Source organism: Candidatus Limnocylindria bacterium (genome assembly GCA_036523395.1).
Classification (GTDB): domain Bacteria; phylum Chloroflexota; class Limnocylindria; order P2-11E; family P2-11E; genus CF-39.
In genome coordinates this window covers 12,903-34,206 of the sequence record DATDEH010000113.1, presented here as the reverse complement: position 1 = coordinate 34,206, position 21,304 = coordinate 12,903, and the positions used below count along the sequence as shown (strand labels likewise).

General features: G+C 67.7%; 23 protein-coding genes. 7 read left to right on the top strand and 16 right to left on the bottom strand.

Going from position 1 to position 21,304, the window contains the following annotated elements; translation table 11 throughout:
- On the top strand, positions 1-498 hold a 498-nt coding region (locus VI056_14400), incomplete at its 5' end, for a hypothetical protein (protein ID HEY6204215.1).
- A 5-nt stretch (positions 499-503) separates the two neighbouring features.
- Here the strand turns inward: VI056_14400 and VI056_14395 are convergent.
- From VI056_14395 to VI056_14380, 4 genes are all read right to left on the bottom strand, one after another.
- Positions 504-1,946 carry a hypothetical protein gene (locus VI056_14395; protein ID HEY6204214.1) on the bottom strand — a complete coding sequence of 481 codons (1,443 nt, stop codon included), beginning with the start codon at positions 1,944-1,946 and terminating at the stop codon, positions 504-506.
- Positions 1,943-2,857: a hypothetical protein gene (locus tag VI056_14390; protein ID HEY6204213.1), complete on the bottom strand. Its 915-nt coding sequence runs from the start codon at positions 2,855-2,857 to the stop codon at positions 1,943-1,945. The genes VI056_14395 and VI056_14390 overlap by 4 nt, the downstream gene beginning before the upstream one ends.
- A 94-nt stretch (positions 2,858-2,951) precedes the next feature.
- Positions 2,952-5,048, bottom strand: coding sequence for a SpoIID/LytB domain-containing protein (locus VI056_14385; protein HEY6204212.1), 2,097 nt, complete (start codon positions 5,046-5,048; stop codon positions 2,952-2,954).
- 213 nt (positions 5,049-5,261) lie between these two features.
- Positions 5,262-5,495, bottom strand: coding sequence for a hypothetical protein (locus VI056_14380; GenBank protein ID HEY6204211.1), 234 nt, complete (start codon positions 5,493-5,495; stop codon positions 5,262-5,264).
- Positions 5,496-5,545: 50 nt separating this feature from the next.
- Between VI056_14380 and VI056_14375 the strand changes: the two genes are divergently transcribed.
- Complete coding sequence (locus tag VI056_14375; protein ID HEY6204210.1) at positions 5,546-7,006, top strand: M23 family metallopeptidase; 1,461 nt, start codon at positions 5,546-5,548, stop codon at positions 7,004-7,006.
- Here the strand turns inward: VI056_14375 and VI056_14370 are convergent.
- Entirely contained in the window at positions 7,003-7,560 is a 558-nt protein-coding gene (locus VI056_14370) for a hypothetical protein (protein HEY6204209.1), read from the bottom strand. The two genes, VI056_14375 and VI056_14370, sit on opposite strands and share 4 nt — an antisense overlap.
- Positions 7,561-7,563: 3 nt before the next feature.
- The gene (locus VI056_14365) at positions 7,564-8,178 is read right to left on the bottom strand and encodes a hypothetical protein (GenBank protein ID HEY6204208.1); all 615 of its coding nucleotides are present in this window, start codon (positions 8,176-8,178) and stop codon (positions 7,564-7,566) included.
- A 42-nt stretch (positions 8,179-8,220) separates the two neighbouring features.
- On the opposite strand from VI056_14365, the gene VI056_14360 reads away from it, so the two are divergent.
- Both VI056_14360 and VI056_14355 read left to right on the top strand, forming a co-directional pair.
- Positions 8,221-9,606, top strand: coding sequence for an amidase (locus VI056_14360; GenBank protein ID HEY6204207.1), 1,386 nt, complete (start codon positions 8,221-8,223; stop codon positions 9,604-9,606).
- Between the two features lie 177 nt (positions 9,607-9,783).
- Entirely contained in the window at positions 9,784-10,344 is a 561-nt protein-coding gene (locus VI056_14355) for an HDIG domain-containing metalloprotein (GenBank protein ID HEY6204206.1), read from the top strand.
- A 320-nt stretch (positions 10,345-10,664) separates the two neighbouring features.
- Here the strand turns inward: VI056_14355 and VI056_14350 are convergent, their stop codons facing one another.
- From VI056_14350 to VI056_14330, 5 genes are all read right to left on the bottom strand, one after another.
- Positions 10,665-10,919, bottom strand: coding sequence for a hypothetical protein (locus VI056_14350; protein ID HEY6204205.1), 255 nt, complete (start codon positions 10,917-10,919; stop codon positions 10,665-10,667).
- Positions 10,920-11,126: 207 nt separating this feature from the next.
- Positions 11,127-11,432 carry a hypothetical protein gene (locus VI056_14345; protein HEY6204204.1) on the bottom strand — a complete coding sequence of 102 codons (306 nt, stop codon included), beginning with the start codon at positions 11,430-11,432 and terminating at the stop codon, positions 11,127-11,129.
- A 185-nt stretch (positions 11,433-11,617) separates the two neighbouring features.
- The gene (locus tag VI056_14340; GenBank protein HEY6204203.1) at positions 11,618-11,956 is read right to left on the bottom strand and encodes a general stress protein B; all 339 of its coding nucleotides are present in this window, start codon (positions 11,954-11,956) and stop codon (positions 11,618-11,620) included.
- A 161-nt stretch (positions 11,957-12,117) separates the two neighbouring features.
- Positions 12,118-12,810, bottom strand: coding sequence for a septal ring lytic transglycosylase RlpA family protein (locus VI056_14335; protein ID HEY6204202.1), 693 nt, complete (start codon positions 12,808-12,810; stop codon positions 12,118-12,120).
- 140 nt (positions 12,811-12,950) lie between these two features.
- Positions 12,951-13,550 (bottom strand): sortase, encoded by a 600-nt coding sequence (locus VI056_14330; GenBank protein ID HEY6204201.1) that lies wholly within the window; start codon positions 13,548-13,550, stop codon positions 12,951-12,953.
- Between the two features lie 16 nt (positions 13,551-13,566).
- Between VI056_14330 and VI056_14325 the strand changes: the two genes are divergently transcribed.
- The 3 genes from VI056_14325 to VI056_14315 are packed head-to-tail and all read left to right on the top strand — an operon-like array spanning position 13,567 to position 15,429.
- On the top strand, positions 13,567-14,673 hold the full coding sequence (locus VI056_14325; GenBank protein HEY6204200.1) for a Xaa-Pro peptidase family protein: 1,107 nt from the start codon (positions 13,567-13,569) through the stop codon (positions 14,671-14,673).
- A 22-nt stretch (positions 14,674-14,695) separates the two neighbouring features.
- Positions 14,696-15,043: a hypothetical protein gene (locus VI056_14320; protein ID HEY6204199.1), complete on the top strand. Its 348-nt coding sequence runs from the start codon at positions 14,696-14,698 to the stop codon at positions 15,041-15,043.
- Positions 15,043-15,429, top strand: a complete 387-nt coding sequence (locus VI056_14315) for a hypothetical protein (protein HEY6204198.1) — start codon at positions 15,043-15,045, stop codon at positions 15,427-15,429. Before VI056_14320 ends, VI056_14315 begins: the two co-directional genes overlap by 1 nt.
- A gap of 9 nt (positions 15,430-15,438) precedes the next feature.
- On the opposite strand, the gene VI056_14310 is transcribed toward VI056_14315, so the two are convergent.
- From VI056_14310 to VI056_14290, 5 genes are all read right to left on the bottom strand, one after another.
- On the bottom strand, positions 15,439-16,893 hold the full coding sequence (locus VI056_14310; protein ID HEY6204197.1) for an NADH-quinone oxidoreductase subunit N: 1,455 nt from the start codon (positions 16,891-16,893) through the stop codon (positions 15,439-15,441).
- Positions 16,890-18,416: an NADH-quinone oxidoreductase subunit M gene (locus VI056_14305; protein ID HEY6204196.1), complete on the bottom strand. Its 1,527-nt coding sequence runs from the start codon at positions 18,414-18,416 to the stop codon at positions 16,890-16,892. The genes VI056_14310 and VI056_14305 overlap by 4 nt, the downstream gene beginning before the upstream one ends.
- Complete coding sequence (nuoL, locus tag VI056_14300) at positions 18,413-20,311, bottom strand: NADH-quinone oxidoreductase subunit L (GenBank protein HEY6204195.1); 1,899 nt, start codon at positions 20,309-20,311, stop codon at positions 18,413-18,415. Before nuoL ends, VI056_14305 begins: the two co-directional genes overlap by 4 nt.
- The gene (gene nuoK / locus VI056_14295; GenBank protein ID HEY6204194.1) at positions 20,312-20,623 is read right to left on the bottom strand and encodes an NADH-quinone oxidoreductase subunit NuoK; all 312 of its coding nucleotides are present in this window, start codon (positions 20,621-20,623) and stop codon (positions 20,312-20,314) included.
- A 91-nt stretch (positions 20,624-20,714) separates the two neighbouring features.
- Positions 20,715-21,215: an NADH-quinone oxidoreductase subunit J gene (locus VI056_14290; GenBank protein HEY6204193.1), complete on the bottom strand. Its 501-nt coding sequence runs from the start codon at positions 21,213-21,215 to the stop codon at positions 20,715-20,717.
- Positions 21,216-21,304: the final 89 nt, after the last annotated feature.

Here is a 21,304-nt window from a genome sequence, read left to right as displayed (position 1 = left end):
ATGGCAAGGAATCTCTTCGGATTCGCCGGCATCGGTGCATGGAGCGACATGACCGCGCAGGTCGCGGGCACGACGGGGATCATCCTTTACGGGATCCTCGTCGCGCTGTTCGTGACCGTTCCCCTGCGACGCCTCCGACTTCCGGCAGGAACGATCGCGACGATCGTCGTGTGGACCGCGGTGCTGATCTGTGTCGCAACGCCCGAGCTGTGGATCTACCTGCCTGCCGCGCTCGCGGCGGCGATCGTGGGCGAGACACTCTGGATGCTCGTGCGGCGCGGCGCGTGGGGTGGACCTGACGGGCGAATGGGTTACTGGCTCATCGCGTTCGCCGTCCCGGCGACGCAGCTCTACGCGTACTTCGTGCTCATGGCCGCGTTCGGCGGCGGGATCAGCTGGTCTACGTCGCTCTGGGCGGGCGCGCCGCTACTCGCCGGGGTCTACGGACTCGTGGCGACGGTGTTCGCGATACCGCCCCGCTTCGCTGAGGACGCCTGACCGCCTTAGCGAGCGGCGGCCTCCTCGAGCGCATCGACATCGCCGGGTGCCACGCGGATGACGCGCGACTCAGGCTGTGCGATCGGCTGCAGGCGCAGCGCTCGCGCTCGATCGAAGCTCGCGAGCCAGTTCCACACCGTCCTCCCCGGGGTCATGAGCAGGTCGATCGAACGTTGGAGCACGATCGCCGCGCCGTCGGTGAGACGCGCAATGAGCCGCACCGCGTAGACCGTGGTTTCCGCGAGGACCCATCCGACGCTCCATAGCGCGAGTCCGACCGCGCCGAGGACGAGCACGGTGGCGACGGCGATGACGCTCACTCCGAAGTACGCGATCGCGCCAAGGCCGAGGAACCCGATCACGCCACCAAGCGCGATGACGCCGACGATCCGCAGCAGTCCGCCGAGCAACACCGCGGCCGGCGGGAGGGCGCGGCTGATGGCCCGCAGGAGGAGGGCGACGAGCAGCATCGCGAGGGCGAGCGCGCCCACGCCGAGGATCCACGCGAGCCACGGCATCGCGATCGCACCCCACGCGATGAGGGCGGTCGCGAGGAGCATGAGCGGGACCGGCGCGGTGAGCGCGATGCCGAGCAGCTTGTCGGCGACGTCAGGAGAGATGAACGACGGCACGATCACGGACGCGCGCCACAGCGCGAGGAACAGCGCGAGCAGCAGGAACGAGACGGCCAGAGCGGCGGCGATGCGCGTGAGCCAGAGACGCGGTCGGTCCTCGAGGTCGTCCCACGGACCGAGGTGCGTCATGCCGATGAGATCGAAGAAGACCAGTCCGAGCATCAGCGCCCCGACGAACGAGGCGATCGAGTAGGCCAGGGTGACCTCTCTGAACCAATCCGGAAGGAACGCGACCGGCGCCCCGATCGCCTTCTCGTGGCTCGCGATCGACAGCGAGGCGTCCGCGTACAGGAAGAGGCAGAGGCCTGCGAAGAAGAGGAACCCTCCGATGACGCGCCACCCGGCCCAACGGCCCGACCGTCCGCGCAGCTCGGACGCGGCGGAGCGTGACTGCGTCGCGAGACGGTCGCTCCCGTTCTCGGCGTGCGTCGCGGCCTGATCCACGAGCGGACTCACGAGTCCGACGATCGCGTCGGTGATCGGCGCGACCGGCCAGCGCGGCGCGTTCGTCGCGGTCCGGAAGAGCCCGACGATCGCGCGGCCGAGCGCGCGCGCCGGGCGGTCGAGCACCGGCCCGAAATAGCCACGCAGATTCCGGAGGAATCGGCTCGGTGCGGATGGCGCGACACGCCGCAGCGCGGGTTCGACATCCGTCCGAGTGAACTGCGCCGGCACGCGCAGCACGACAGCCAGCGCGCCGACGAGACTGCGAGCGGGGTTGCCGAGAAGCGTCACGAGGACCAGCGCGAGGAGCACCAGCTGCCAGCGATCGAGGATCGGCTGCAACAGGTCGAGCATCTGGGTGAGCGTCATCGCGCACTTCCCTTCAACTGTTCCGCGAGCTTGTCGGCTGTGGTCGCGGCCCATGCGAGAAATACCGGAGCGCGAGCGCCAAGCGCCTTGAACGTCGTTTCCCAGTCCTTCTGTCCTTTGCCCTGATCGCTCGCGTCATCGCGGTGATAGAGCGCGACCACGACCTCGCTTTGCGCGAGATCAGGACGGACCGGATTGCCGATCGTGTCTGTCATGTCCGAGAACAGAAGGAGCTTGTGCGTGCCGGGATTCGCCGCGAAGACGCCCGACGCCACGGCAAGGCTGCCGTAGATGTCCGTCCCGACTGGGTCCTGCGCCGGCGCGGCACCCCGGATCGCCGCGGTCGTCGCGGTGATGAAGGACGCGACGTTCCGCTGATCCTCGAGGGCGGCCCGCTGTTGCAGGTCGTTGACCTTCGCCCGCCAGGCTCTCGCGGCCTCGTTGAACGTCTTCACGTTGGCCGCGTATTCGTTGCACTCGAGCTTGTTCACTGGAAGCTTCGGTGCGGCCGGCGCGGCAGGTAGCTCCAGAGCCGTCGCTCGCTTCACCTGGCTGAGTGGCAGGAAGATCTCGCTCGTGTCGTTCGAGTTGTGGCTGATCCACGCGCCGACGAGAGCGTCACCTGGCCGCAGGTCGAGCTTCGGCAACGCGGCGGCCACGGTCTCGAGGGCGGTGCGCGGTAGCTGCGGCCACGGATAGGACGGCGACCGCTTCGAATCGCCGGTGTAGGCGCGATCGATGAGGACCGCGTACGTCACGGGAGTGATCGCCTTCGCCTCGACCGTCACCGATTCGAGCGCGGCGGGCGGGCACAGCGTCGCGTTCGCCGGACCACCGATCGCTCCGCATGCGACAAAGACCAGCGCCGTCGCGAGCGCCAGCACCGGACCGCGGCGCGCAGAGTTCGTCATACGGCTAATACCGAGTATGCGGTCCGGGGATTGCATCCTTAGCCACTTCTTAAGGAACTCGGCGGGCAACCAAGCACGCGGGGCCGCGCGGCGGCTAGAAAGGTGTCGTGTGGACCAGCGTGCTCTTCAGACCGAGAGTCGTGCGCAGGAAGCGATCACCCTTCAGGTCGACGTCGGCAGAGGTGCCGCGCACAAGCACGGAGATGGGACGACCGCCGGGACTCTCGTTGAACTCGATCGAAACGAAGCGGCCGATGTCCACGCCGTAGTCCTCGATGATCTGTTTACGGATCTCGGCACCGCTGAAGTGCTGCGCCCAGAGGGTGTGTGGCATCCCACCTCGCTTGTCGTACGCGGCGGCCTCGGCCGGGTCCTCCGTGACCTGCAGGTAGGGCCAACCCTGGGTGCACTGCCACGTGCCGTCGACCTTCTGCGCGTCGAGGACGCAGCCGACGTTCTCACTGATGCCGCCACTCGCCGATGAGTACAGCGCTCGGATCGGCTTTCCGTCGTAGGTGAGGATGAGCGACGCGGTCGCGTCCACCGCCGCGCTCGTTCGCGCGCTCTCGAAGCCGTCGCCGCCGTAGCACTGGTCCGCGGTGTCGTCACGCACATCCCAGGTCCGATCGCCCGCGGTCGACTGCCGCCACGCGGCATACGTGCGCGCGGCGATCGCCTGGGCGCGCAGCGCCTCGAACTCCCAGTGCGACGGCATCTCCCCGGGAAGCGCGCCGCGCATGTAGTCGTCGGACGACACGAAGTTCACGACGCGAAGGTTGCCTTCCTCACGCAGACCGACCTGGAGATTGCCGCGGTACCCGAGACCCTTCTGATCGATGTAGATCGGATCCCAGAACTGCCTTGGCATGAGCATGAGCGTGTCGGCGCCGAAGAAGACGACCGCGCGCGACCACTCATCGCGCACGACGAGTGAGCCGCCATCGTTCCAGAATCGGAGCGGCTGATCCGGCGCCGTCTCGATGTAGACGACAGTCGGATCCGCGCTGTTGACCAGGCGCATGCCGCCTTGGGATTGCATGCGCGCGACGTTCGCGATCGTCCGCCCGACGCACCCTGTTGAAGGAGCGGAAAGCAGCACGCGGAATGGGTGTGTCATCGGCTGGGTGGCGAGGCGCGTTCCGGGGAAATACTTCGCGACGATCTGTTCGCCCGTGAGGCGTGGCCCGACCGCGCCCTCGGCCCACCCCTGTGCGCCCCACTGCGAGAGCCCGATGCCGTGGCCCCAGCCCTTTCCGTAGAACGTGACGCCGTCCCCTACCGCGATGACCTCGCGCTTCGCTGGGACCGCGTGCCCGGAGAACCAGCCGATGCCGCCGTCCTGGACCATGTCCCACACGAGCACGTAGTCACCCTCGCGATCTGGGGCGCGCACATCGACGCTGAACGCGGCATCCCGGCCCGGCGCGACATCACGCGCGAGGGGAAGACGCGCGCCATCCCACACCACGGCCTTGCCATTCCCATCGAGCCAGTGATAGCCGAGACGGATCGGAGCGTCGCCGCCGGCGGACCAGCTCCTCAGGCCCGTGTTCGTCACGTGCACCTCGATGGGTACCACGCCACCGGGGACGATCGCCTCGGGCGTGGTCGTTGTGCCGTAACCCGCGTCGAGATCGGTCGTGACCTTGAGCGCGAATGACCCAGGCGCGGCGCCGCCCGATGAGAACCAGCCGCGTCCGTCGCGCACCAGGTCGGGCTTGACCGTGTATGTCCCGGTGAGCGCCGGAGCGGCCAGGGTCATCGGGATCACGTCGGCGCCGCCCGAGGGAAGGTCTTCGGTCAGGACCGAACGCAGACCATCCCACGCGACGACGCGCCCGGTGGAGTCGTAGAGGTGATACGAAAGCTTCACGGCCTGCTCGCCCGAGGCGGCCCACGTAACGACATCGCGATTGCGCAGAGCGACCGGGATCGTGACCGTCTCGCCGGGACTCGCAGGTCCGCTCGGGTAACCGATGTACGAAACGGTGGAGTTCGTCTCGATCGCAACCGATGGATCGGCGGTCGCCCCAACTGACTCGCCACGTGCGACCGCGCTCGCGCGGGCCCCTGCCGCATCGAACCCGGCGCTTGCGCGCGCGGCCGCGCTCGTGGGACCGCTATCGATCGGCGCGAACGCGGCGATAAGGAGTGCGCCGAAGGTGATCCAGGCGAACGACCTCTTCCCCACCTCCGCGAAGACTGCACGCGATAAGCGGTACAGCGCAATACCGCGTGTGTACGGCCGACACGAGCAGCGGACGTCTGACTGTGTGACGGCCAAGCGTGCTCTTACGCACGCGGAGCACGTCCGCGCTACGGGTGGTGTTCCCAAAGCGGGCGAAGACCGCGTGCCTTGGGCGGATCGTCGATTTCGTTGATACGCGACCGCGACGTCGCGCTCTCATCGTTGTTGACGATTCCGCAGGGCGCTCACCCAGGCAACCACGACAAAGAGAGAAATGACCGGGATCACGAACGCGAGGACGATGGTGAACGCGTCACGCACCGTGTCCGTATACGCGTCGCTCGGTGGCTCCTGAACGAAGTAACCCCAAGCAAGCCAGAGCACGACCGCGATCCAGATGATCGTGTTGCGAACGAGATCGTCGAGCTCTCCGTCTCGATGTCGTTGCATTGGCCGAGAGTACGCTCGGCGCGTGCGGACCCACTCCTAGAATTTCGACGATGAGAGCGAAGCTGGCCCTCGCGGTCCTTTCACTTGTCCTCGGCGCGTGGATGCCCGCCGAACCGCGCTCGGCCGCGCAGGTGCCCGACGATCCGGCCGGCGGATGGGACGCTGGACTGAACTGCACCGGTCGGGTCGATCTTCCGCTCATCCAGAACGTGATCGAAGCGAAGTGGTCCCCCGACAGTAGGACGCTCGCGGTCACGGCGGGCCAGCGCACCCCCTCGACCACGTCGCCCGTCGGGTGGAAAGAGGACGAGCTCATCTACACGGTAAACATCCGCACCGGCGAGCTGTCGCCGATCGGCTTCGGCATCCGGCCCGAGTGGTCCGGAACGGGCAAGTACCTCTCCTACTGGCCGCGCGATGAGGACCTGCGCGTGGTCCACGCGGGAAAGGTCGAGGCGAAGCTCCTCATGTCGATCCCCGAGGTCCGCTGGGTCGGCGACAAGCTCCTGTACATCTACAAGCGTGACATCCGCGAATGGGCGAACGGCGAGACACGGACCGTCGCGCGGTTCGACAAAGACTTCGAGCCCGCGTACCCACTCGACGACGTCTATTTCAGCGCCGACGGAAGGCGCTTCACACTGACGCGCTACTCGTACGACGGGAAGATCGAGCGCTACATCGGAAATACCGCGACCGCCGAGGTCGACCTCATCGACGCACCCGGCGCGACGTACACGGAGTGGTCGCCGGTGGGCAGCACGCTCCTGGTGCGGTATCCGAATAGGCTCGAGCTCATCGGACCCGATGGTGGCAGGGAGAGCACGCCGCTCAGCCGGTTCAGCGGTCCGGTCGCGACGTGGACGGCGGACGGCCGCTCGCTTCTCGTCGGACGCTTGTCGTCGACGGTCCCGGCCGGCGACCGGTTTGAGAAGTTCGCGGTGTGGGGCGCCCCGCAGGAGCGCGCCAGCGCGACCCTGCCAAATCTCGTCGGCGCGCGGGTCTTCAGCCCGGACGGCCGGTACTTCACCGGGGTGAGCCGCGAGCGGCTCGACACCACGCGCCTCGAGCTCTACCGCTGCGGCACCTGGTCGGTCGACGAATGGAATCTCCGCGGCGATCCGGACGCCGAGTCGCGGCTCGGCCGCATCGAGAACGACGAGCTGCGGTTCCTCCGTCCGGTCGCAGGGGACGTCGCGCAATTCCTTCAGTACTCGCACACCGGGATCGACGTCGCGGCACCGGTCGGCGCGATCGTGGTCGCGTCCGATGGCGGCACGGTGAGCAAGGTCGGCTGGGAGAGCTTCGGCGGCAACGGCGTGTGCGTCGCACATGGCGGTGGTCTGGAGAGCTGCTACTACCACACCTCGAGCGCGCTGGTGAACGTCGGACAACGTGTGGTCCGCGGCCAACCGATCGCGCTCATCGGTATGACCGGCGTGACGACGGGCCCGCATGTCCACTGGGAAGCGAAGCTCTTCGGAAAGCTGGTCGACCCGCTCGCACGCTAGCGCTGCGTGATGCCTTCGATCGTGACCGTCCCATCTCCAAGCGTCACGCGCTGCACGTCCACTGAGGAAGGAACGAGCCGCCCGATCGCGCTCTCGACCGCGGCGGCGGTCGACGCGCGCACCGAGTCGGGTAACGCAAGGCCGCCGAGGGTGACCGAGTCCACGCGCACCGCAACTCGGCCGGCGCTCGCGTACGGCGCTCCGATCATCACGAACTGCGTCGTCCCGAAGAACACGTTCGCCGTGGCCGTCAGGCGGACGCCGCTCGGCGTCGTCTTCACGACGGGGTCACGCACGGTCACGCCGCTCACCGTCTGCGGGAAGGAGGACGCCGCGGCCTTCGTGAGCTCGGCATCCGTCACGGTCAGCGTGAACGCCGACTGCGGCGTGCTGGTCGCGGACGGCGTGACGGAGTGGGTCGGCGACGGGCTGCTCACAGCGACGCTGGCGGTCGGCGACGGCAACACGACGCGGGACGGCACGCAGTCGCGCGCGGCCAGGTAGGCCACGAGGATCCCGATGGCGAGGAACGCGAGCCGCGCGAGCGACCGCATGCGCTAGGCGTCGCGACGCAGTAGCCGGCCGAGCCAGAGCCAGTAGATCGGACCGCCGATCGCGCCAGCGATGAGCGATGCGAGGTAGACGACACCGTTGTTCTCCGACAGTCCCGCGACGAATCCCGCGAAGAGATCGAACGTCGCGATGAATCCGAGCAGCACCAGGACACGCGGCGTCGTCGTCCACCAAAGGAGCACGTTCGCGATGAGGAACCACAGCCCGGTGAGACCGAACGACATCACGCCGAGCGGATTGATCGGCGAGGGCCCGACAAGGCGCGCGGCCTCACGGAGGTTCGCGACCTCGTACATCGCGGCGACCATCGTGCCCACGGACGCCGCGATGCCGATGAGCGCTCCGAAGAACGCCCACGCCTCGCCCACGGAGCGCACCCGGTAGTACACCGCGACGGTGGCGAACATGGCCCAGAAAGCGACGAGCGCGTAGAGGAACTGGAAGATCTGGCGGCCGAGGAACACCTTCGTCAGCTCACTCGGCTGCGCGTCGGGTGCGGGCTGCGCGAGCGTCGCGTACGTGACGACGGCTGCCCACGACGTCAGCGCAAGGAGGATGGCGGCAAGGCCGCCGAAGCGCACGAAGGAGCGGTCGTTCACGACAAGCACGATACGGTCACGGCGCTCCTACCATTCAGCGCCGTGAGCGACGTCGCGCTGCTGCCGCTTCAGGCTGCATCCGCGCTCATCCATTCCCGCCGTACTTCGTCGGTCGATCTCGTGCGCGCATGCCTCGATCGCATCGCTCGCCACGACCGCGAGCTCGGCGCGTTCATCACGGTCACCGCCGAGAGCGCGCTCGCCGAGGCGAAGCGCGCCGATGCGGACCTTGCGAACGGCATCGATCGAGGCCCGCTCCACGGGATCCCGGTCGCGCTGAAGGATCTGTACGACACCGCGGGTGTGCGCACGACGGGCGGATCGCGCATCTTCGGAGATCGCGTCCCCGAGCGGGACTCGGCAGTCGTCGAAAGGCTACGCGCGGCGGGTGCGGTGTTCCTCGGCAAGCTCAACCTTCACGAGTGGGCGCTCGGTGTCACGAATCAGAACCCGCACTTCGGTCCGGCGTGCAATCCCTGGGACACCTCACGCATTCCCGGGGGCTCGAGCGGCGGCAGCGCGATCGCCGTCGCGTCGGGCTTCTGCTACGCCTCGCCCGGCAGCGACACCGGCGGATCGATCCGGATCCCCGCGTCGCTATGCGGCGTCGCGGGGCTGAAGCCGACGTATGGGCGGGTGAGCCTGCGCGGCGTGATCCCGCTCGCGTGGACCCTCGATCACTCCGGACCGCTCGCGCGCACGGTCGGTGACCTCGCGCTCGCGCTGAACGCGGTCGCCGGCCACGATCCGCTCGATCCCTCGTCGGCGGATGTCCCGACCGAGGACTACGCCGCAGGCGTCGAAGGCGGTGCGACCGGCGTGCGCGTCATCATCCCGACGAACCATTTCTTTGACAACGTCGACCCCGAGGTCGACGCCGCGGTGCGCGAGGCCGCACGCGTGCTCACCTCGCTCGGCGCGTCGGTGACCGAGACCTCTCTCCCGCGCGTCGAGCTGATCGCCGCGCAGCGGGCCATCCTGCTCACCGATGCCGCCGCCTATCACCGTGAGCATCTGCGCGAGCGCGCAGCGGACATCGGAGCCGACGTGCTCACACGACTTCGCACCGGCCAGACCTTCACCGGGACGGACTACGCGCAGGCGCGGCGTGACCGTGACGAGCTGCGGCGCGAGTGGATCGCGCTGCTGCGCGAGCACGACGTGATCCTGTCGCCGACGACTCCGGTCGTCGCGCCGCTGCGCGATGGGCAGGACGCGGTCGCGGCCGCGGGGCGCCTCACCGCGAATACCGCGCCCTTCAACCTCACCGGACTTCCCGCGATCTCCATCCCCTGCGGCTTCACAACGACAGGTCTGCCGATCGGACTTCAGCTCGCGGCTGGCCCGTGGCGCGAGGGGCTTGTCTTACGCGTCGCGCGTGCGTACGAGCGCGCGAGGCCCTGGCACAAGCGCCTCCCACTGAGCTAACCACAGCAAGACGAGCAGCGCGACCGCGCTCTCGATGGGCTCGCCCGCATCGGTAGAGCCGAAGATCAAGAAGACGATGAGCCCGACGAGCGCCGCGATGAGGAGCAGGCACCCGCAACCGGTCACGCGTGATCGAGCCTAGCATCGCTACGTGCTGCGACCGGGGGAGGTGCGCTGATGACCCGCGATGAAGCCTGGGAGCTGCTCTGCGAATACACCAAGGGCGAAAGCCTCCGGAAGCACGGACTTGCGGTCGAGGCGGCGATGCGCCACTTCGCGCGCAAGCTCGACGAGAACGAGGAGACCTGGGCCATCACCGGGCTGCTCCACGATTTCGATTACGAGCGCGATCCCACTGGCCATCCGCAGAACGGCAAGCCGATCCTCGAGCAGGCCGGCGTACCCGGGCCGATCGTGCACGCGATCCAGTCGCACGGCGACCACACCGGGATCCCGCGCGTGACGCCGATGGAGAAGACGCTCTACGCGGTCGACGAGCTCTGCGGGTTCGTGACCGCCGTGACCCTGGTTCGGCCATCCAAGGCGGTGCGGGACGTCGACGCGGGATCGGTGCGCAAGAAGATGAAGGACAAGGCCTTCGCGCGCGCGGTGAGCCGCGAGATGATGCTCAAGGGTGCCGAGGATATGGCCATCCCGTTCGAGGAGCTCACGACCGAGGTGATCGTCGCGATGAGCGACATCGCCGATCGGCTCGGTCTCGCCGGCACCGACAGCTGATCGGTCCCGCGCCATACGATCGCCGCGGCGGCGGTCCGGTTCGGAACGCCGAGCGTGCGGCAGGCACGACGGATGTGCGTGCTGACGGAATGCGGGCTGATACCTTCGTGCGCAGCGATCTCTTTGGTCGTGAGCCCACGCGCGACGAGCCACAGGATCTCGATCTGGCGGTCAGTCAGCGCGAAGTCGGTCCGCGAGCGGTCTAACAGGACGCGACGCGAGACGGACCACCCGACGAGCGCGCCGAACGCCAGCCATGCTGGTCCGCGGACACCCACGGAAGAACGAGCGGCGGCGGCTTGCGAGGGCCGGCGTCTAGATCAGCTCGCGCGCCTCAGCGCGCGCCGGTCGTGGGCACGGATCACCTCGTGCTCGAAGCGCTCGAGGAAGAGCTGTCCACCGCAGCGCGGGCAAAGCGGCTGATCGGACTCGTCCCACACCGGGGCCTCACGGCCGACGGTCGCGTATGCGGTCCGCAGTTGCGCCAGAGAGGGACGACGGGCACTGGTCGGTACGAGGACCTCCCCCAGCCCGTGTCCACAGAAATAGCAGTAAAGCTCAGCACGAACAGCCACCAAAGACCTCCACCCGGAAACACCCCAAGAACGGTGCCAGAGCGTTCCTTTGTTCCATTACCCAGAAACGACCGTTCTCGTTCCGTTAATCCGTACGCATATCCGCCTCCGGCGGATATGCAGGCCGTTGAATAGGGCTCGGCCCGGGCCAGCGGAGCTGGGCCGGGCCGACGACTTACGGCGAGGTAGTTGCGAGCGCCGGCGGGACTAGGCCGATTCGACCTGAAGGGAGACGAGGGAGTCCGCGTCGGTCAGGTACGTCAGCTTGCGGATGACCCCGCGGGGGATGATGTGGAAGTCATTGTGGCGGTAATCCTTGCCCTCGTTGGTCATGTCGTAGTCACCCACGATCACGACGTACTCGGTCGTGTCCTTCCAGAGGATCCCGCAGGTGAGCTTCCGGAGCCGGTACGGCTCGAAGTCATCAGGGATCGCGGTCCGCGAGTAGGCCGTGATGTCCTCCCACTCGACCGCGACCAGAGGTGTGTCCGAGTTGAGCTTGCCGCCGTCCAACGCCCTTTTCTCCCTCGCTCGGATGCGGCGCTCTTCCGTCCGCATCTCGGTACACGAGAGCGATCCTTCGTCACGCTCGCGTACAGTTCGCGACGATACGATTCGCAACCGTCGTGTCAACGGTGTGAACGGCGCGGGAGTCGGCTCATTCATCTCAACGCGGACTCAGTTTGTGTGAAGGCTTGCTAGCCCGCTTGGCGTCCCCGAGCGATCAACTCAGCGACCTTCTGTCCGCCCTTCTTGCCGATCTCTTCGAAGTGCTCGTGTCCATATTTCTCGGAGACGGTGTCGCCGCCGATCTTTCCGATGCGACCGTAGAAGCGCGGACCGTAGAGCTCCTTGACCTTCTGGCCACCCTGCTTTCCGATCTGCTCGTAGAAATCGGAGCCGTGGCGCTGCGCGGTCGTGCGGCCACCCTTCTTGCCGATCTGCTCGTAGAACTCCGGGCCGTGTCGCTGGGCTGTCGTGGCTCCGCCTCGCCGACCAGCCTCGGCGACGGTCATGGCGCCCTTGTTTCGCGTCATCCGTGGTCTCCCTTCGATGCCTTCCGGGGGCCCTGTGGCTTCCCCGCTGAGTAGCGAGGCAGGCTGCAAGTCCCATGCCATCGCTCGTAAGGTCGAACGACGAGCGACCCATCAAGCGTCGACGCAGATGCCAGCCGACCCGGACGGCAAGCGGACGTTGGTCACCGGATCTGCATCACTACCGTGCACAGGTCGGTGCAACCGAGCGCGGCCTTCACGCGTGGAGCCAGGTCGAACTCGCGCCCGGCGATATACGGCCCTCGATCGACGACGGGTACGGTCACCGTACTCGTGCCGTGCGTCAGCGTGACCATCGTTCCGCACGGGAGTGACTTGTGCGCGACGCCCCAGGTGTCCGGCAGGAACTGGATGGGCAGACCGTTCGCGGCCAACCACTGCCAGCACGGCAGCCGGTTCTCGAAGAAGCCGGGTCCGTACCACGACACCGTAACAACGCTGCCACTCGCGGAGGCGAGCACGGCGGTGATCTCGATCGGGACCGCGGCGACGCCCGGCGGAGCTTGAGGCGCGATCGGCGCTGGGATCGGCTCGGGCATCGCGGCGATGACCCGCGCGCGTGCTACCGGTTCTGGTAGCCGCGGCAGCTCGTACTCGGTCGTCAGCTGTAGCAAGTCCGTCTTCGCGGCGACCACGACCGGAGACTGCGGGCGCGAGACCATCCCCGAGACGAGCATCGGCAACAGCAGCGAGACGCTGAACACCGCCACACCGGTGCGCGCGATGATCGAAGCGCGCTGCGGAGAGAAGAGTGACAGGGCTGCGTGGAACGAGCGGAACATCCACTCGTCGCGACCCGGCACGACGCGCGGACGTCGCGCGGTCTGAATGCTCACCCGCCGCCCCACTGCTCGCGCGCCTATGCAGGACCGATTCCAGTCTGTGTCCCTGCTGTTGACACATCGTTACGCGGGCGACATCTCGTGCGGGACGAGCGCTTGCTTGCCTAGGCATCTTTCTCGCGATGCGCAGTCATTCACACGGGTAATGCGACGACGACGAAGCGTGGGTCGGCGGGATTCGGACCGGTCGACGTCTGCAGCGTCAGCCGCTCCCCGGCGGTGCGAGCGACCCATGAGATGTCCGTCGGATCCACCCGCGGATGCACTTCACTCACGACGTAGCGAAGCTCGCGCCCCGAAGGCGTCGCGATCACGACCTCATCGCCTTCGCGTGCGCTCCAGAGCGTCAGGAACATGCCGCGACGCGCATGCGCGTAAAGATAGGTATTGCTGCCGTCGCCAGGTATCGCAGTGCCCGGCAGATGCAGCGCGACGTTCTCCGGAGTTTCCTGTCGGACCGCATCGCGCTGGAGATCGCCCTCCACGATCGGTAGATCGATCGCGAGGCGCGCGATCCTGATCCGATAGCCGGCGGGGATCGCCGGCGTTGGAGTGGCTATGGAAACGCTCGCGACGGGACCGCTGGTCTGGCTTGGCGAGGGCGATGTCGTGACCGCGGCGACCGCCGGCGGCAGCACGGGGGCGGGCGCGGTCGGTCTCAGTCCGATGAGCAGGATCAGGCCGACGCAGAGGGCGAGGACACTCGCAGCGGGTGCCCAGCGGTTCACGGGCATACTCCGAGCACACTAGATGCCCGCCGAACGCCTGACGTACCAGTCGCGCCGTGAGCAAGCGAGCGCAGCGCTGCGCTCTCGCGGCCTCGCCGCGCTGCTGCTGTCTCCGAGCTCGGACCTCGCATACCTCGCGGGCTATCGCATCTTTGCCAGTGAGCGCCTCACCTGTCTGGTCGTGAGCGCGGACGGTGCCGCCACGCTCGTCGTGCCGGAGCTCGAATCACCCCGCGCCAAGGCCGCGGCACCTGACCTCGCGCAGCGCACCTGGGGCGAGACGGATGACCCCTACGCACTCGTCGCGAGCCTCGTGAGCGCGAAGGGCGACGTCGCCGTCGCGGACCAGATGTGGTCGTTGTTCGTGCTTCGCCTGCAGGCCACGCTCCGCGGCCGCGGGTTCCAGCTCGCATCCGTCGTCACGCGTGGACTGCGCATACGGAAGGACGCGTACGAGCGCGAAGCACTGCGCGCGGTCTCTGCCGCTGCGGATCGCGCGTTCCTGCGGCTTCTCCAGCGCGAGTTCGCCGGCCGGACCGAGCGCGAGATCGGCGCGGAACTCGCGGAAATGCTGCGCGATGAGGGACACGACGAGGCCACCTTCACGATCGTCGGCTCGGGACCGAACGGCGCGTCGCCGCATCACGCCGCGGGGGATCGGCGCATCGCCCGCGGCGACGCCGTCGTGCTCGACTTCGGCGGGACGCGCGAGTGGTACTGCTCGGACATCACGCGCACGGTCCACGTCGGCGCGGACGTCGACGACGAGGTGCGACGCGTGCACGAGATCGTGCTGCGATCGCAGGAGGCGGGCTACGCGGCCGCGCGCACCGGTGCCACGGCGGCATCGGTCGATGCCGCGTCGCGCCGCGTGATCGACGACGCCGGATACGGCGAGCGCTTCATCCACCGGACCGGCCACGGTATCGGGCTCGATGGGCACGAGCATCCCTATCTCGTGCGCGGCAACGAGGAGCGCCTCGAGCCGGGGATGGCGTTCTCGATCGAGCCGGGCATCTACATCCCTGGACGGTTCGGCGTCCGCATCGAAGACATCGCGATCCTTGGCGACGACGGCCGCGCCGAACCGCTGAACCGAGCGGACCACGCGCTCGCGATCGTCCGCTAGCCCGCTGCGTCTCGTACTCGCCGTGATCGCGGCGGGGATCGCTGACCTCGCCGCCTTCCTCGCCGTGCCGAACTGGTTCGGCATCGCGGCGATCGGCGCCGTCGCGTACCTGCTCTTCTCGGCGTTCGGGGCCGGTTGGTTCGCGATGCGTAGGTCGGCGCTCGCCGGGTTCCTCTCGGTCGTCGTCGGTGCGCTGATCTACGGCGTGTACTCGCTGTTCGTCCAGGGCGCCGGAGTCGGCGCGAGCGGCGTCGATCTCCTGGGGTGGGAAGCGCGCCTCCTCACCGCGCTTCTCCCGTACGCGGTGGGCGGCGCATTCGCGGGCGCTGCGGGCGGCTGGCTGCGACGGCGCGCGATGGCGCGCCTCTGATGCGCACGCGTCTCGTCGCGGCGGTGACCGCGACATCCATCGGTCTCGCGTTCTGGTGGGCCCTCACCGAGCCACTACCCGTGCCGCCGGTGATCCTGCTCGCGGTGCCTGCGGCGATCCTCTTCTGCGCAGGCGTCATGGCGGGCCGCCTCGGCGCGATCGCCTCGCCGGTCGCGCTGCTCTTCTCGCTCTTCATCGGCAGCATCATCGCGACGCAGCTGCATCAATACTTCCGGCCGAACACGCCGCCCGTATCTTCCTTCGGCGAGCTCGTGGTGCTCGCGTTCCCGGAGCTGATCGCCCCGCTCGCCGCGGCCGTCGTGCTCGGCGGCGCGGGCGGCCTCCTCGGCGAACGGCTGCTGCCCTCGGCGGGCCCTACCCGCTAGCGCGTGGAGCTATCGCAGCAGCGGGTTCGCCGCCTGCAGCGCCCACGCATATAAGGAGTTCGGCAGCACGCCCAGGACGATCGTGGCGAGCGCCGAGATCCCGAGCGCCGCGGAGAGCAGCCGCGTGTTCACCACCATGGGCGCGCCCGTGTCCGGGTCGTACATGTACATGTGGACGACGACACGCAGGTAGTAGAAGGCCGCGAGCACGGCGTTGAGCGCGATGAAGACCGCGAGCCACGCATAGCCGGCGTCGAGCACCGGCTGGATGACGAGGAACTTCGCGACGAAGCCGACCGTGGGTGGGATCCCGGTGAGCGAGAAGAGGAATATCGCGAAGGCGAAAGCGCCGAGCGGCTGGCGGCGCGCGAAGCCGTTGAGCTCCTCGAGCGTCGCCCCGCGCGAGCCCTCGACGTCGAAGTAGAGCAGGCACGCGAACGCGCCGAGATTCATGACGCCGTACGCGAACACGTAGAAGAGAACGGCCGCGGTGGCCGATGGTCCCGCCGCCGAGGCCGCGACCGCGGCGAGGATGTACCCGGTGTGCGCGATGCTCGAGTACGCGAGCATGCGCTTCGTATTCATCTGCACGAGCGCGACGATGTTCCCGCCGGTCATGGTGACCGCGGCCAGGATCGCGAAGACCGAGCTCCAGTCGACCGAGAGTGGTGCCAGCGCGATGAACAGCACGCGGAGGATCGCGGCGAACGCCGCGGCCTTCGGCGCCACCGACATGAACGCGGTCGCCGGGGTCGGCGCGCCGTCGTACGCGTCAGGGGTCCACTGGTGGAACGGCACGACCGCGGCCTTGAACCCGAGGCCGGCCGTGACGAGGGCGAGGGCGACGATGGTGGGTCCATTTGCGAGGCCGATGCGCTGCAGCTCCGTCGCGACGTCGATGTAGCGCGTCGAGCCCGTCACGCCGTACAACCACGCGAAGCCATAGACGAGCAGCGCCGAGCTGAACGCGCCGAGCAGGAAGTACTTGAGGGCGGCCTCGTTCGCGAACCGGTCGCGGCGCTGCATGCCGGCGAGCACGTAGATCGGGATGGTCATGAGCTCGAGCCCCACGAAGAGCGTGATGAGATCGGTCGAGAGCGCGATCGTCATCGCGCCGACGGTCGAGAAGCAGATCGTCGCGTAGTACTCGCCCGGCGAGATGCCGCGCCGCTCGAGGTACGACGGAGCGACGAGGGTCGCGAACGCGGCGAGGAGGATGAACACCGCGCGGAAGAACGTCGTGAACGTGTCGATCTGCACGTACCCGCCGAAGTACTGGCCCGACGGCGGCGCGAGCGGTCCGCCCAGGAAGGCGAGCGCGAGACCGACGACCGTCATGGCGGGCAGCACCAGTCGGGACTGTCCTTTCGGGAGAAGACCGTCCGCGATCAGGACCACCGAGGCCGTGATCGTGACGATCACCTCGGGAAGGATCGGCACCAGCGTGTCGACGAATGTGCTCACTTGAACGCGACCTGGAAGCCGGGATCGGTCGCGAGCCGGAGCACCTGCTGGAGCGACGGCTCGATGATCGCGATCGCCGGCTGCGGAAAGACGCCGAGCAGGACGGTGAGCACGAGGAGCGGCACGGCGCAGATCACTTCGATCGGCGACAGGTCGGGGAGCCCGCGGAAGGCTTCACGCACTGGTCCGTACATCACGCGCTGGAACATCCACAGGAGGTACACCGCGGCGAGGATCACGCCGAGAGCCGCGACCGGGCCCCAGAAGAGGCCGCCGAGCGGCACACCGCTGAACTTGAACGTTCCGAGCAGCACGAGGAACTCCCCGACGAAGCCGTTCAGCCCTGGGAGGCCGAGCGACGCGAGCACGAAGACGCCAAAGAACGTCGTGTACAGCGGCCACCGGTTCGCAAGACCGCCGAGATCGGCAATGAGACGGCGATGGGTGCGCTCGTACTGGATGCCGACGAAGAGGAAAAGGGCGCCGGTGACGAACCCGTGGTTGAGCATCTGCAACACCGCGCCGACACCGCCCTGTGCATTGAGAACGAAGATGCCCAGCGTCACGAAGCCCATGTGCGCCACCGATGAATACGCGACGAGCTTCTTCAGATCCTTCTGCACCGTCGACACGGCGGCGCCGTAGAGGATCGCGATGACCGAGAGCACGATGATCACCGGCAGCCACAGCTGTGTCCCGACCGGGAAGAGCGGAAGCGCGAAGCGCAAGAAACCGTAGCCGCCCGCTTTCAGCAGGACGCCGGCGAGGATGATCGAGCCAGCGGTCGGCGCCTCGACATGGGCGTCGGGCAGCCAGGTGTGGAACGGGACCATCGGCAGCTTGATCGCGAACGCCAGACCGAAGGCGAGGAACACCCAGAACTGGAACTCGGCGGAGAAGCGTCCGCGTGACGCGAGCAGCTCCGGCAGCGAGAGCGTCCGCGAGCCCTCGTCGCCGGTCGCGAGCCACACGGCAACGATGGCCACGAGCATGAGGAGCGAGCCTGCGAGCGTGAAGATCACGAACTTCAGCGTCGAGTAGATTCGACGCGGGCCGCCCCAGATGCCGATGATCAGGTACATCGGCACGAGCATCAGCTCGAACATCACGTAGAACAGGAAGAGGTCGAGCGACACGAACACGCCGACCATGCCGATCTCGAGCACGAGGAACGCAGCCATGAACGACGCGATTCGGTCCTTGATCGCCCCGCCCGACGAGTAGAGCACCGAGATGAAGGTCAGCAGCGTCGTCATCGGCACGAGCAGGACGGAGATCCCGTCGACGCCGACGAGGTAGCGGATGCCGAGGCTCGGAAGCCAGTCCGCCTGTTCGACGAGCTGAAAGCCCGCCTCGCCCGCGCGGAACTGCGCGAGCATCACGAGCGAGAGCGCCAGCTCGACCAGCGTCGTGACGACCGCGACCTGCTTCACCGAACGCGGATCGTTCCGGAAGACGTAGAGCGGAATGAGTCCGACGCCCGGCACGGTGAGGAGCAGGGTGAGGATGTGGTCGATCGTCATCGCGTGAAGATCCCCACCGCGTAGCCGCCGTACGCCACGAGGATCACGAGCAGACCGGCGACGATCGTGAGCGCGTAGTTGCCGACGACGCCGGTCTGCGCGCGACGCAGCGCACCGCCGCCAAGGGCCGCGACCCAGCCGACCCGGTTCGCGAGACCGTCCACGACGTGGATGTCAAAGGCCCACATCGCTCCGAACGCGGCGCGGAACGCCTCGACGATCCGCCGGTCGTAGAGCTCATCGATGAAGTACTTGTTCACGAGCAGCCGGTAGAACGGCCCGGCGGCGCGCGAGACGGCAGCGGGGTCGGGCCGGTGCCGCACGTACATCGAGAAGCCGGCGAGGATGCCGAGAAGGCCCGCGGCGACGGACACCGCGGCGAGCGTGACGAGCGTCGCGGCCTCCGGCACGTGACCGCCGCCCGCGGCTTCGAAGACGGGCCCCAGGAACCGGTCGATGAAGCCCTGTTCCGGCGGGAAGCCCACGAGGATGCCGAGCACGACCGTGCCGACGGCGAGCGCGATGAGCGGCAGCGTCATGACTGCCGGCGACTCGTGAGCGTGGTCGTAGAGGTGGTGGTCGCGGGGCTCGCCGTAGAACGTCATCCACATCGCGCGCGTCACGTAGAACGCGGTGAGCACGGCGGTCACGATCCCGACGGCCCACAGGACGACCTGTCCGTTCACGAACGCCGACGCGAGGATCGCGTCCTTCGACCAGAACCCGGCGAGCGGTGGCAGCGCGGCGAGCGCACCGCCGGCGAAGAGCATCGTCCAGAACGTCACCGGCATCTTGCGCCGCAACCCACCCATCTTCCGCATGTCCTGCTCGCCTCCGAGTCCGTGGATCACCGAGCCGGATCCAAGGAACAGCAGGGCCTTGAAGAACGCGTGCGTGGCGAGGTGGAAGATCGCCGCGACCGGCGCACCGACGCCGAGGGCTAGGAACATGTAGCCGAGCTGGCTCACCGTCGAGTACGCCATCACGCGCTTGATGTCGAACTGCACCAGCGCGATCGTCGCTGCGAAGATCGCGGTCACCGCGCCGACGGTCCCGACGACCGCGAGCGACGGTCCGGCCGCCTCGAACAGTGGCAGGGAGCGGGCGACCAGATAGACGCCGGCCGTGACCATGGTCGCCGCGTGGATCAGGGCGGACACAGGGGTCGGACCTTCCATCGCGTCCGGCAGCCAGGAGTACAGCGGCAGCTGCGCGGACTTGCCCGTCGCGCCGAAGAAGAGGGCAAGGCAGATGAGCGTGAGGTTCGCCTGCGTCGCGATGTCGACATGCTCGAAGACGTCGACGAATCGCATCGACCCGAAGACGAGGAAGGTCGTGATCATCCCGATCGTGTAGCCCCAGTCGCCGATGCGGTTCATGACGAACGCCTTCTTCGCCGCGACGTACGGCTCAGGACGCTCGAACCAGAACCCGATGAGCAGATAGCTGCACAGGCCGACGCCCTCCCACCCGACGAACATCAGGAGGTAGTTGTCGGCCATGACGAGGATGAGCATCGCGAACACGAAGAGCGACAGCCACGTGAAGAAGCGCGCGAACCCGTGATCGTGCTCCATATACCCGTTCGAGTAGACGAAGATCAGGAAGCTCACGACCGTGACGACGAGGAGCATCACCGAGGAGAGCGGGTCGACGAGCGCAGCGACCTTGATGCGGAAGTCCGCAACGCCGATCCATTCGTAGAGCGCCACGGTCGTTCGCTCCTGCCCGCCGAGGACCTCGAGGAACACGCCGATGGCGACGAGCGCCGAAGCCCCGACCGCGACCGAGGCGATGATGCCGGTCCATTTGTGCAGCCACCTGCGACCGAGCAGACCGTTGATGAGGAACGCGGCGAGCGGGAATGCCGGAATGAGCCAGACGTTCTGGATCATCTAGCCCCTCATCTGCCTTATCTCATCGACGTCGACGGTCGGCCGGTTGCGGTAGGCGGAGAGGACGATCGCGAGACCGACCGCGACCTCTGCCGCGGCGACGACGAAGATGAAGACGACGAAGACGCTGCCACGCTCGTCGATCGACGAGTAGCGTCGCGAGAAGGCGACGAGCGCGAGGTTCGTCGCGTTGAGCATCAGCTCGACGGACATGAGGATCACGACCGCGTTCCGTCGGACCAGGACCCCGGCGGTGCCGATGAAGAACAGCACCGCCGAGACCGCGATGAACGCTCCGAGCGGAACGGCCATGCTTACTCCTGCTCGATCTCTGGGCTGCGCCCAGGAGACAGGCTCACGGCTGGTTGACTCGCTCGTCGCGGCGGAGCCGCTCCTCGCTCATTCAATCTTCGTCCCGCTTCACGAGGACGATCGCGCCGACCATCGCTGCGAGAAGAAGCACGGACGCGACCTCGAACGGGAACGCGAAGTCGCGGAACACGCTCGTGGCGAGCGGCAGGAGGTCGCCGCCCTTCGGGGCCAGCGTCGCGGGATCGCGGAAGGTGAACGACACGAGCGCGACGAAGATCGCGATCGGAACGACGAACAGCGCGGCCCACCACTTCTGGGTCTGGAAGAAGAGCCCGTACGGGCGCGGCGACTGCGGCGTGAACATCACGCCGTAGAGGATCAGGACCGTGATCGCGCCCACGTAGATGAGGACCTGGAACATCGCGACGGTCTCCGCGCCGAGCAGCAGGAACATCGCCGCGACGTTGAGGAATGTGAAGGCCATCAGCAGCGCTGACGTGGTGATGCGGTTCGCGAACACGACGCCCGCACCCGAGGCGATGGTCGCGATGGTCAAGACAGCGAACAGCGAGGGCTCGATGAAGTCATACATGCCTACGCCGCGGTCCGGAGGTGCTCGCGGAGCGCGACAAGGCGGCGGCGCTGGACGTACGGCAGGGCGACCACGAAGAAGGCCAGGAG

Coding starts and splice junctions, on each gene's coding strand:
- VI056_14395 (HEY6204214.1), bottom strand. CDS start 1,946: ATGACGCTCACCCAGATGCTCGACCTGTTGCAGCCGATCCTCGATCGC.
- VI056_14390 (HEY6204213.1), bottom strand. CDS start 2,857: ATGACGAACTCTGCGCGCCGCGGTCCGGTGCTGGCGCTCGCGACGGCG.
- VI056_14380 (HEY6204211.1), bottom strand. CDS start 5,495: ATGCAACGACATCGAGACGGAGAGCTCGACGATCTCGTTCGCAACACG.
- VI056_14375 (HEY6204210.1), top strand. CDS start 5,546: ATGAGAGCGAAGCTGGCCCTCGCGGTCCTTTCACTTGTCCTCGGCGCG.
- VI056_14370 (HEY6204209.1), bottom strand. CDS start 7,560: ATGCGGTCGCTCGCGCGGCTCGCGTTCCTCGCCATCGGGATCCTCGTG.
- VI056_14355 (HEY6204206.1), top strand. CDS start 9,784: ATGACCCGCGATGAAGCCTGGGAGCTGCTCTGCGAATACACCAAGGGC.
- VI056_14340 (HEY6204203.1), bottom strand. CDS start 11,956: ATGACGCGAAACAAGGGCGCCATGACCGTCGCCGAGGCTGGTCGGCGA.
- VI056_14330 (HEY6204201.1), bottom strand. CDS start 13,550: ATGCCCGTGAACCGCTGGGCACCCGCTGCGAGTGTCCTCGCCCTCTGC.
- VI056_14325 (HEY6204200.1), top strand. CDS start 13,567: ATGCCCGCCGAACGCCTGACGTACCAGTCGCGCCGTGAGCAAGCGAGC.
- VI056_14315 (HEY6204198.1), top strand. CDS start 15,043: ATGCGCACGCGTCTCGTCGCGGCGGTGACCGCGACATCCATCGGTCTC.
- VI056_14305 (HEY6204196.1), bottom strand. CDS start 18,416: ATGACGATCGACCACATCCTCACCCTGCTCCTCACCGTGCCGGGCGTC.
- nuoL (HEY6204195.1), bottom strand. CDS start 20,311: ATGATCCAGAACGTCTGGCTCATTCCGGCATTCCCGCTCGCCGCGTTC.
- nuoK (HEY6204194.1), bottom strand. CDS start 20,623: ATGGCCGTTCCGCTCGGAGCGTTCATCGCGGTCTCGGCGGTGCTGTTC.
- VI056_14290 (HEY6204193.1), bottom strand. CDS start 21,215: ATGTATGACTTCATCGAGCCCTCGCTGTTCGCTGTCTTGACCATCGCG.